The 10,984-nt window shown below is 64.1% G+C and carries 11 protein-coding genes; 9 read left to right on the top strand and 2 right to left on the bottom strand.

Translation table 11 applies throughout. The annotated features are described in order from the left end of the window. Positions 1–2 precede the first annotated feature (2 nt). The 3 genes from PALO_RS03220 to PALO_RS03210 are packed head-to-tail and all read left to right on the top strand — an operon-like array spanning position 3 to position 2,402. The gene (locus tag PALO_RS03220) at positions 3–758 is read left to right on the top strand and encodes an ABC transporter ATP-binding protein (RefSeq protein ID WP_171023551.1); all 756 of its coding nucleotides are present in this window, start codon (positions 3–5) and stop codon (positions 756–758) included. 1 nt (position 759) lies between these two features. Further along, positions 760–1,524 (top strand): ABC transporter permease, encoded by a 765-nt coding sequence (locus PALO_RS03215; protein ID WP_015582391.1) that lies wholly within the window; start codon positions 760–762, stop codon positions 1,522–1,524. Further along, positions 1,521–2,402, top strand: coding sequence for a COX15/CtaA family protein (locus tag PALO_RS03210; protein WP_023033489.1), 882 nt, complete (start codon positions 1,521–1,523; stop codon positions 2,400–2,402). Before PALO_RS03215 ends, PALO_RS03210 begins: the two co-directional genes overlap by 4 nt. A gap of 112 nt (positions 2,403–2,514) precedes the next feature. Here the strand turns inward: PALO_RS03210 and PALO_RS03205 are convergent, their stop codons facing one another. Both PALO_RS03205 and PALO_RS03200 read right to left on the bottom strand, forming a co-directional pair. Beyond that, positions 2,515–3,660, bottom strand: coding sequence for a cytochrome P450 (locus tag PALO_RS03205; RefSeq protein ID WP_015582390.1), 1,146 nt, complete (start codon positions 3,658–3,660; stop codon positions 2,515–2,517). Between the two features lie 378 nt (positions 3,661–4,038). Continuing rightward, positions 4,039–5,025: a heme o synthase gene (locus tag PALO_RS03200; RefSeq protein ID WP_015582389.1), complete on the bottom strand. Its 987-nt coding sequence runs from the start codon at positions 5,023–5,025 to the stop codon at positions 4,039–4,041. A gap of 261 nt (positions 5,026–5,286) precedes the next feature. Between PALO_RS03200 and zwf the strand changes: the two genes are divergently transcribed. From zwf to PALO_RS03170, 6 genes are all read left to right on the top strand, one after another. Then, the gene (gene zwf / locus PALO_RS03195) at positions 5,287–6,861 is read left to right on the top strand and encodes a glucose-6-phosphate dehydrogenase (protein WP_015582388.1); all 1,575 of its coding nucleotides are present in this window, start codon (positions 5,287–5,289) and stop codon (positions 6,859–6,861) included. A 9-nt stretch (positions 6,862–6,870) separates the two neighbouring features. Continuing rightward, positions 6,871–7,800 (top strand): glucose-6-phosphate dehydrogenase assembly protein OpcA, encoded by a 930-nt coding sequence (locus PALO_RS03190; protein ID WP_015582387.1) that lies wholly within the window; start codon positions 6,871–6,873, stop codon positions 7,798–7,800. After that, entirely contained in the window at positions 7,800–8,534 is a 735-nt protein-coding gene (pgl, locus tag PALO_RS03185) for a 6-phosphogluconolactonase (RefSeq protein WP_021107629.1), read from the top strand. Before PALO_RS03190 ends, pgl begins: the two co-directional genes overlap by 1 nt. Before the next feature lie 111 nt (positions 8,535–8,645). Further along, positions 8,646–9,440: a DsbA family protein gene (locus tag PALO_RS03180; RefSeq protein ID WP_015582386.1), complete on the top strand. Its 795-nt coding sequence runs from the start codon at positions 8,646–8,648 to the stop codon at positions 9,438–9,440. A gap of 100 nt (positions 9,441–9,540) precedes the next feature. Continuing rightward, positions 9,541–10,044: a DoxX family protein gene (locus tag PALO_RS03175; protein ID WP_004808759.1), complete on the top strand. Its 504-nt coding sequence runs from the start codon at positions 9,541–9,543 to the stop codon at positions 10,042–10,044. 85 nt (positions 10,045–10,129) lie between these two features. Continuing rightward, positions 10,130–10,924, top strand: coding sequence for a DsbA family protein (locus PALO_RS03170; RefSeq protein WP_015582385.1), 795 nt, complete (start codon positions 10,130–10,132; stop codon positions 10,922–10,924). Positions 10,925–10,984: the final 60 nt, after the last annotated feature.

The raw sequence follows: 10,984 nt of genomic DNA, 5'->3' as shown, positions 1-10,984 counted from the left end.
TCGTGCCAGGAACCCCTTTGACCCCGAGTGGTGACCCTCACGCTCCGAGAGAAGCTCTGATTCTCGAGGACGTGAGGGTCACCTTTGGTCGTGTCACGGCCCTCGACGGGCTGAGTCTGTCCGCCGCCACCGGCGCCATCACCGCTGTGCTGGGCCCCAATGGTGCGGGCAAGACGACGATGATGCGCTGCTGCACCTCTCTCGTCTCCCCCGACTCCGGGCGTATCGACGTCCTCGGCCATGCCCCGGGCAGCCCCGAGGCCACCGCCGCCACTGGTCTCATGCCGCAAAGCGCGGGCGCCTGGAGCGGTATTCGGGCCGGTGAGCTGCTGCAGTACATGGCAGGTCTGCATGCCGACCCGATCGATCCCGATCTCCTCATCGACGCCCTGGCGATCACGCCCTTCGTACGCACCACATACCGACGTCTCTCCGGTGGTCAGCAGCAGGCGGTCAACCTCGCTGCCGCAATGATAGGACGTCCCCAGCTGGTCTTCCTCGATGAACCGACGTCGGGAATGGATCCCCATGCGCGTCACCACACCTGGGACATCATCGAGCAGATGCGACACGACGGGGTCTCCGTCGTCCTGACCACCCACGCCATGGACGAGGCCCAGCGACTGGCCGACCACGTCTGGATCGTCGACCAAGGAAAGGTCGCCGTCCACGGGACCGTGCCGGAACTCACCGCCGAGGCGAGTCTGGAAGACGTGTTCCTGACACACACCAGCGACCGGGCAGCAGGGAGGCACTGACGTGACGACACTCGATCTTCACCCCGCGCCACAGGCGGCACCGGCGGCTGCGCGAATCCGCAATCATGCCCGCACAGAGATTCGTCTCGTGATGCGCAATGGTGAACAGCTGCTGCTGGCCCTCGTCATCCCCATCGGGATCCTCGTCGCCGGACGATTCCTCGGCGACCGAGTCGGACTGACGATGGACCTCCTGGCCCCATCGATCCTGGCACTGGCCATCTGGTCAACCTGCTTCACGTCCCAAGCCATCATGACCGGGTTCGAACGCAGATACGGAGTGATGGAACGTCTGTCCGCCACTCCCCTTGGACGATCGGGCCTGCTGGCCGGCAAGGCGATGTCCTACTCTGTCATCAGCCTTGCCCAGGTGGTCCTCCTCGTCATCGTCTCCTTGATCCTGGGATGGCGTCCCCACGGTTCGGCCTTGGCCTGGCTGCCAGCCCTCGTGAGCGTCGTCCTTGCCATGTCGGCATTCAGTTTCTTGGCCCTGGCGATGGCTGGTTCCCTCAAGGCCGAGGTCACTCTCGGGCTGGCCAACTTGGTGTACATCGTTGGCCTGGTCGCCGGTGCCATCCTGTGGCCGTTCGCTGACTACCCGGAGGCCATTCGTCCCGTCATCGCCGTCCTCCCGACGACCGCGCTCGGGGAATCCCTGCGAGCCTGGGGCGTCGGACAGACTCTCTGGTGGCCATTGGCAAGTCTGCTGATCTGGGCGCTTCTGCTCGGACTACTGGCACGAAAGGTGTTCAAGTGGATCTCATGACCTCCCGAGATCGCCGTTTGTACGGCTGGTGCATCGCCGCTCTCATCACCAACATGGGCATCATCGTCACCGGTGCGGTGGTGCGCCTGACCGGTTCTGGACTGGGGTGCAACACGTGGCCGCATTGCACCGCCGGGACGTTCACGCCCCACGAGGAGATGGGGATCCACTCCTACGTCGAATTCGGCAACCGCCTGCTGACCTTCGTCCTCGTCGCGGTGGCGATCGGCCTGCTCGTCCGCTGCTACCGAGTTCATGTCACGGCCCAGCTCATGGCTTTGGCGTGGATCAACCTCGTGTCCATCGCTCTGCAGGCGGTCATTGGCGGGATCTCGGTGCTGCTCGAGCTCAACCCGTTTGTCGTAGCCCTGCACCTCTTGCTGTCAGTGGCGATCATCCTTGTCGACGTCAAGATGATCTGGTTGGCCGGTCCTCATTCGAGCGAGGCCGTCGACGGGCTGACGATGGGGCTGGTGCGAGCCACCGTGGCGACGATGTGCGTCGTGATGTGGCTGGGAACAGTGGTAACCGGATCTGGTCCCAACGCCGGAGACTCAGGCTCGGCACGAACCGGGTTCGACATTCAGACCGTCGCTCGTCTGCATGGCATCTCAGTGTGGATCACCGTCGCCCTGACGATCGCATGCCTGGCCATTGCCACCACCCGCGGGCTGGCCATGATGCGCCGCTGGAGCATTGTCTTGATGGCCGTCGAGGTCTACCAGGCCATCGTCGGATACTCCCAGTACTTCACCCACCTCAGCCCATGGCTGGTGATCTGGCACATGGTGGGCGTCGCGCTCTCAGCGGCGGCGGTTGGAGCCTTGTGGTGCAGCGTGCGTCCCACTCCTTCACCGGTGCTCAACCGGAAGTCCTGACGACCTTCCTCACGACGGCGGGCGGGCCAGGGAATCGTTCCCTGGCCCGCCCGCCATGTTTGTCTGTGCGACTACAAGTCTGTGCCCGTCGAACGACCAAGCGTGCTCGGCGTCAGTCCTTCTGCACGCGGCCGCCACTGCGCGGCCTCGTCGGCATCATCGTGGGATCGTAATCCAGGTCGCCCGGATCGATGTTGATTCCCGGCTGGCACAGGGCCGAGACGGTAGCAGCCAGCTCCGTGACAGCGACCTTCTCCCCTGGGCAGCGGTGACCGGTGGCGACGTCTCCACCGCCCTGCGGGACGAAGGCCTTGATGGCCTCGGCGTGCTCGACGCCCAGGAAACGCTCCGGCTTGAAGCGCAGTGGCTCATCCCACTCACTCGGGTCGGTATTCGTGCCCAGAATGTCGATGATGACTCGCTGACCCTCCTTGATCTGGCGACCTTCCCATTCGAAGTCCTCACGGGCGAAGGCCGGCAGCATCGGCACGAAGGGGCTGAGGCGGCGCACCTCCTGGGCGAAAGCGACGGCATGCTCGTTGTCGACGAGGGTCCCCGAGGTCTCCACCTCGCGAGCGATGTCCTCGCGGTACTGGGGGTACAGCACGAGGAACCTGGCTGCGAAGGCGGCAAAACGGCTCACGGCGATGGCGGGACGGGTGGAGTTCTGCAGCTCAATACCGGCCAGCTTGGCGTCAAGGAGTTCGCCGTCCGTGCCGCGGTAGCGAGCCCACTCGCACAGGGCCGTGCCCTCCGGAGCGTTGATCTGGCCACTGCGCTGCTGCTCAATGAGACCTGCGGCCCACTTGTCACAGCGGGCACGGTTCACCCAGGCCAGCGTGTGCCCGGCCGGCATGTGACCGAAGCCCTCGACGATCTGGCCGAGGCGCTTGGCCCACGGGTCAAGATCGGCGTCGCTACCGGGAACTCCGGCCCACTTGAGGACGGCGCGACCGTAGGCCACCACCGTGTCGTCGTAGACGTTGCCCTCTCGACGGCCCCACGTCTGGACCATCTTGCGTATCTCGTCCTCGATGATCGGCTTGAATCGCTCGATCTGAGCATCGTCGTAGACCACCTTGACGAAGTTGGCCTTGCGGGCCAGATGCACGTCGTCGTCGGTGCCGTGAACAGCTCCAGCTCCAAAGAGCGGGCCGCGCACGGGCAGGGGCATGGCTTCCTCGCGCATCATGCGCTTGGTGTCGTAGAAGAGGTCGAGACCTTTGCTGCCACGGACCAAGGTGGCCGGTTTGCCCATGAAGGTGAAATCAATGGGGCTGCCGTCCCCGGCCTGACGACCCTTCGACGCCCGTAGCCTCTCCTGGAACAGGTAGCCGTCGGCAAGCAGCTTGGCCGCCTGGTCGACCTTCGTACCCAGAGTCTATCGAATAGTTGACATGGTGGGCATAAATACTCCTCGGGTCGCGTGTTCACGCGCTGTCACAGCCACGTTGCTTAATCCGACGCTACCGGATGCAGTGGCACGACGGCGCCGAAATATGCTCCTCTCGGTGGTGCCGGAGCGAGGCTCGGACCCTGAGTGGATGCCATCACGCTCCCATGCCACGCCACCGGCCCCGACGGCTCCTGTACTCGTCGATGGCCTCGTGGGGTGGCCAATTGAGGACCTTGACCGTCACAGATGGATGAGCGGATCGATCGCGATGGCCAGGAAGAGCAGGGACAGATAGGTGTTCGACCAGTGGAACAGGCGCATCGGCTTCAACAGAGCGTCACGTAGACCAGCGTTGGCACGACGCAGCAACTGAATGGCCTCGAAGATGAAGACCGCCCCGGCCAGCACTGCGACGCCGCCGTAGACCCACCCCATCTGGGCCACCGGCCACAACACCAGGGAAATCGCAACGGTGGCGACGGTGTAGACGAGGATCTGGACGGCGACCTCGGGCGCTTCCTTGATCACCGGGAGCATCGGCACGCCGGCGGCCTTGTAATCCTCGCGGTAACGGAAGGACAACGCCCAAGTATGCGGCGGAGTCCAGAAGAAGATGATGAGGAACAGAACGAGAGGTTCCCAGCCAACATGTCCGGTGACGGCTGTCCAGCCGATGAGAGGCGGGAAGCATCCAGCGATACCGCCCCAGATCGTGTTCTGCCAGGTACGGCGTTTGAGGAGCATCGAGTAGACGAAGACATAGAAAAGGTTGGCAACCAGAGCCAGGACGGCCGACAACCAGTTCGTACCGAATCCCAACACGAGGGTGGCCACGACACCGAGGACCACTCCGTAGATCAAGGCACTCCGACGCGGCACCTGATGGCGCGGCAGGGGGCGACGCCGAGTCCGGCGCATCTTCTCGTCGATGTCGGCGTCAATGACGCAGTTGAAGACGTTTGCGCTCGCCGCAGCAAGCAAACCACCAAGCATCGTCGCGACAGCCAGCCCGAGCTTGGGCAACCCGTGGGACGCCAGGAACATCACTGGCAGGGTCGTCACCAGAAGCAGCTCAATAATGCGCGGCTTGGTCAAGGAAATGTAAGCACCCACGACGTCGCGGGTCGACAGTCGGGTACGTTCCTGCGTCTGCTCCACCTTCGTCTCGACAGGGTCGGGACGCTGCGAGGCTGGCGCCGTCGCCACGTGCGTCGTCTGGTTGCTCACGGTGTCCTTCGAAATCGGAAGATGTGCTGAGACCGCCTCTGGGCGTGGTACACCCGTGAGACAGGGTGTGCCGCGAAAGGTCGTCCTCACGATTTTAGGCTTTCCTGCCCAGGATGTCCTCATCGTCGAGTGCGGCAACGGGACATATCCGTCCGCCTGTCGCTGAACACGGTAACCAGCCGAACAGCTCGACCGACTACCGTTGGGCTGGTGGAACCTCAGTTCCGCATCATGACAACCGGTTTCGGAAGGACGGGTGAGGTGGCGGGTCGAGACGCTTCAGGAAGCACCACCAGGGCGACCAGTAGGCTGCGCGGCGATCGCATCAATCCGTTACGCGATCCAGCCGACCGCAGGCTGCCCCGCGTGGCGGGCCCGTGCGTCCTGGTGATGTTCGGTGTCACCGGCGACCTCTCACGCAAGAAGCTCATGCCGGCCGTGTACGACCTGGCCAACCGCGGCCTGCTGCCACCAGGGTTCGGGCTGGTGGGATTCGCCCGACGCGACTGGGAGGACGAGGACTTCGCCAAGGTCGTTCATGACGCGGTGGCCGAGCACGCTCGTACCCCCTTCCGCGAGGAGGTGTGGGAACAACTGCTCGAGGGAATCCGGTTCGTTCGCGGCGAATTCGACGACAACCAAGCCTTCGAGCGACTGGCAGGAACGATCCGCGAGCTCGACGAGGAACGCGGAACGGGCGGCAACCATGCCTTCTACCTGTCGATCCCGCCGAAGTCCTTCGAGTCCGTGGTGAGCCAGCTCAAGCGCCACGGCATGACCGGCCACGACTCCTCCCACTGGAGCAGGGTCGTCATCGAGAAGCCCTTCGGCCATGACCTGGAAAGCGCGCGAGATCTCGACGAGATCGCCGGGAGCGCCTTCAGCCCGGAGTCGATCTTCCGCATCGACCATTATTTGGGCAAGGAAACCGTCCAGAACATCATGGCGTTCCGGTTCGCCAACCAGATTTTCGATCCCATCTGGAACAACCATTACGTCTCCCATGTCCAGATCACCATGGCTGAGGACATCGGCATTGCGGGGCGAGCGGGGTACTACGACGGCATCGGGGCTGCCCGTGACGTCATCCAGAACCACCTGCTACAGCTCATGGCCCTGACCGCCATGGAGGAGCCGACGAGCTTCGACGCCGAGCAGCTGTGTGCCGAGAAGACCAAGGTCCTGGCCGCCATCCAGCCCCCTGAGGACATGGCCACCCAGACCTGCCGCGGGCAGTACGTTGCCGGTAGTCAGGGAGGAGAACGGGTACGCGGATACCTCGAGGAGGACGGCGTCGATCCGCACTCCCGCACCGAGACCTACGCAGCCGTCCGGCTGACCATCGACAACCGTCGGTGGGCAGGAGTGCCGTTCTACCTGCGCACCGCCAAGCGGATGCCGAGACGGGTCACCGAGGTGGCCCTCAACCTGCAACGAGCCCCACACCTGCCGTTCTCCGACACTGCGGCCCTGGGCACCAACGCCGTCGTCCTGCGAATTCAGCCCGATGAAGGAGTCACCCTGCGCTTCGGCGCCAAGGTGCCGAGCACCCAGATGGAGATCCGCGACGTCACGATGGACTTCGCCTACGGATCTTCCTTCACGGAGGCAAGCCCAGAGGCTTACGAACGGCTCATCCTCGACGTCCTGCTGGGCGATCCGCCGCTGTTCCCCCAGCACGAGGAGGTCGAATTGGCGTGGAAGATCCTCGATCCGGTGCTCGACTTCTGGGCAGAGTCCGACACTCCCCCGTGCGACTATCCGTCCGGCAGCTGGGGTCCGTCCGAAGCTGACGAGATGATCGCCCGGGGCGGCTTCGTCTGGCGCAGACCCTGAGGAGGAGACATGATCGTCACACTCAACGACACCACCGCGTCGAAGATCGGCGCCGCCATCGTGGAGGCCCGTCGCACCGTCGGGTCCGGTTCCGGATTGGTTCACACCCTCATCTGTGTCTGCGATTCCTCCGACTTCGACGCCGCTTTCGATGCTGCCCGAGACGCTGCTCGTCAGCACCCGTCGCGTCTTCTCATGGTGGTCACGACCCGTTCCCGCAAGGACAAGCTCGACGCCGAGGTACACGCTGGCGAGGGAACTCCCGGAGAGGTCATCGTGCTGCGGTTCTCCGGAGCCATGGCCAAGCGACCGGCCTCGGTCATCCTTCCGCTGCTACTACCGGACTCCCCCGTCATCGCTTGGTGGCCCTTCTCGGGTCCCGACGATCTCGCCGCTGATCCCATCGGAGCCCTGGCTGACCGCCGCATCACTGATTCGGCCGCTGACAAGGATCCCTGCAGGACGTTGGCACGACGTGCCGCCCATCTGTCGCCAGGCGACTCTGACCTCTGCTGGCCTCGCACCACGGGATGGCGAGCGCTGGCTGCCGCTGCTCTGGATCAGCATCCCGCCACCGTCAGGGCTGCCCGGGTGGAATCGGCCGCCGACAACGCACCGGCCATGCTGCTGGCAGCCTGGTTGGGGCTCCAGCTCGGTGTTCCGGTGGAGAGGGTGTCCACGGATGCCCCCGGAATCTCGGCCATCGTCATGTCGACATCCGGCGGCGACATCGAGATTCGACGCCGCAGCGGTCGGTATGCCGTCTACCGGATTCCGGGTGAACCTGCTCGTGGTGTGGCCCTGGACCGCCGTGAGGTTCAGATGCTCATCGGCGAGGAGCTTCGCCGCCTGGATTCCGATGAGGTCTTCACCGCTGTCATGGCCGAGATTCACGACGGAGCTGGCCGTGTCTCGTCGACGAGTGATGGGGATGAATGATGACGAACCGACGACTCATGCGATACCGATCCGCCCAAGGACTGGCTGAAGGCGTTGCCCACCGTCTCGTCCAGACCATCGTCAAGGTGCAGGCCGACCAGGAACGCATCGACCTGTGTCTGACTGGGGGGCGGATCGCCAATACCGTCTATGCCGCGATGGGTGACGTTCCCGAGTGCACCCAGATCCGTCCGGACCAGTTGCACGTGTGGTGGGGTGACGATCGGTTCATCCCCACCGGCCACCCCGACCGTAACTCCCTGCAGGCCCTGCCTCTGCTGTCGGCCGCCATCCGGCTGGACCCCTCGAAGACCCACGTCATGCCGGCCGCCGATGGCAAGGCCGATCCCGACGAGGCCGCCTACTCCTACGCCCAGGAACTCAGCGACGTGGTCTTCGACATCTGTCTGCTCGGAATGGGCCCGGACGGCCACGTCGCATCACTCTTCCCGGGCCATCCTTCCTTCAATCCCACGACGACCGCACTGGCTGTCGGCGTCACGGATGCTCCGAAGCCCCCGCCGGACCGTCTCTCGGTGACGATGCCGGTCATCAATCGGTCGAAGCGGGTGTGGTTCCTCGTCAGCGGGTCGGAGAAGGCAGACGCCGTCGAGAAGGTCTTCGCCGGGGATGACTCCCTGCCGGCCACCTGGGCCAACGGCACGATCGAGACGAGTTGGATGGTCGACCACGACGCCTCGATCGGGTTGCCGCGGTACAACTGCTCGCTCTGACGCCGACGCCCACCTGGCTGGCCCCGCCCGGGGACGATCCCGACAGCCGCTGGGAGCGGTGGCTACCATCGAGGGTGTCAGCTGGCCATGTGTGAGAGGACCCCCGGACCGATGACGAACAAGAAGACCCCGACAAGTACTTCGAGACGCGCTGCGCTGCGAGCCCAGCAGGAAGCTCAGGCAGCTGCCCAGAAGCGTCGACGGATCATCGCCGTCATCGTCGGGGTCGTCGTCGTGGCAGCCATCATTCTCGCTGTCATCCTCGGCATCAACCACAAGTCCGACGGCAGCGCCTCGTCAACACAGATCACCCCACCCTCGGCCACCAAGACCGGCGTGTACACCCTCAACCCGGACAAGGTGAAGAAGGGCGCTCCCACCGTGACGGTCTACCAAGACTACCAGTGCCCCAAATGCAAGGCCGTTGAGGACGCGTTGGGCAAGCAGCTCAACGAGCTGTCCACCAGGGGAGAGATCAGGCTCCAATACCACACCATGACCTTCCTCGACCAGAGAATCGAGGGTGAGAACTCTCAGCGCGCTGCGATGGCAGCCGCCGCAGCAGACGTCGTCGGTAAGTACGAGGCCTACCACGATGCCGTCTACTCCCATCAGCCCAAGGAGGAGGGCGTCGGCTACACAGACGACCAGTTGCGCGAGGAATTCGCCTCCGAGGCCGGAATCACCGGTGCGAACCTCACCCGGTTCCAGCACATCTATGACACCCGTCAGACCGAACAATTCGTCAACGAGGCCAATGACAAGGGCCTTCACAAGATGCAAGACCTCGATGTTCCTGGAACTCCAGCCTTCGCGGTTAACGACAAGCTGCGGGAGGGGTGGGAGCAGCTCGGCAACAACACCACTCCCGACGAGCTCCTCAAGGCCATCGACGCGGCCAAGTGACCTTCGGTACCAATGCGGACATCTGATCGCCCACGCCGACGGCAATTCGCCGTCCGCAGGGCGGATGACCCACAGATCGCGGCCAGGGAACCCAACTAGGATGGCAGCCATGGACTCTCAGCCGTCGTCGCGATCCGCCAAGGTCCGTGACTGGGTGGGCTTTCTGGCCCGGATCATCCTCGGTGGCACTCTTCTGGTCGCAGGGATCATCAAGGCGACCGACATCGACTCGACCATCTGGTCAGTTCGCACGTACCAGATCGTTCCGTGGGACTTCGCCCCCGTCGTGGGCTGGGCGATGCCGGTCCTTGAGATCATCGTCGGACTGATGCTCGTGTTCGGCATTGCGACGCGGTGGTCCGGGCTGCTCGGGACCCTGGCCATGGTCGTCTTCATCATCGGTATCTCGTCGGTGTGGGCTCGCCACATCTCCCTGGACTGCGGTTGCTTCGGAAACGGTGGGCCCGTCGAACGCAGCTGGGCCCACACCCAGCGCACCTATGCCCTGGACATCCTGCGTGATCTCGGCCTTGCGCTGTGCGGCGTCTGGCTGGTCGTGCGCCCCCGCACCGCCCTGTGCGTGGACCGCTGGATCAACAGCTGATACGCGAGCGGGATACGGCGGTGGTTGGCCGACCGGCTACCATCATGTGCGACACATCATTGATTGCATGAGGGGACCTCAACCGATGGCTGACAAGAAGTCAACCGCCAGCACCTCGAAGCGGGATGCCCTGCGCGCCCAGCAAGAGGCCCAGGAATCAGCGAAGAAACGTCGTCGGATCATCGGCGTCATTGCTGGAGTCGTCATTGTGGCGGCCGTAGTCGTCGCTGTCGTCCTTGGGCTCAACCACAAGTCCGACGACGTGCCGACCACCGGCCAGATCACTCCTCCCTCAGCCACCAAGGACGGCGTCTACACCTTGAACAAGGACAAGGCGAAGGACGGCGTTCCGACGGTGACGGTCTTCCAGGACTACCAGTGCCCGGCCTGCAAGGGAGCCGAGGATCTGCTCGGCAAGCCGCTCAATGATCTGTCCTCCAAGGGCGAGATCAAGCTGCAGTACCACACCCTGACCTTCCTGGATCGCAACCTGCGCAACGACTCCTCGTCCCGCGCCGCGATGGCGGCGGCTGCGGCCGATGTCGTCGGTAAGTACGAGGCCTACCACGACGTCGTCTACTCCCATCAGCCCAAGGAGGAGGGCGTCGGCTACACCGACGAGCAGCTGCGCAAGGAGTTCGCCTCCGAGGCCGGAATCACCGGCAAGGATCTGACGACCTTCCAGCGGGTCTACGACAACAAGCAGACCGAGCAATTCGTCAAGAATGGCAGTGACCAGGGCCTTCAGGAGCTGCAGAAGTTCGGCAGCGCTGGTACCCCGACCTTCCTCGTTGACGGCAAGCCGTGGGAGAGCTGGGGAGTTTTCCAGGCCGTCCCCTCTGCCGACGAACTCCTCAAGGCCATCAAGAAGGCCCACTGATTGTGACCGGCCGCTGGCTCCCGGCGGCCGGTTGACCAGCCCAAATCCAGGCGGGTGGCG

This window comes from Cutibacterium avidum 44067, assembly GCF_000367205.1.
In the GTDB taxonomy this organism is placed as follows: domain Bacteria; phylum Actinomycetota; class Actinomycetes; order Propionibacteriales; family Propionibacteriaceae; genus Cutibacterium; species Cutibacterium avidum.
The sequence above is the reverse complement of the archived record's forward strand: the minus strand, read 5'-3'. Positions and strand labels throughout refer to the sequence as shown.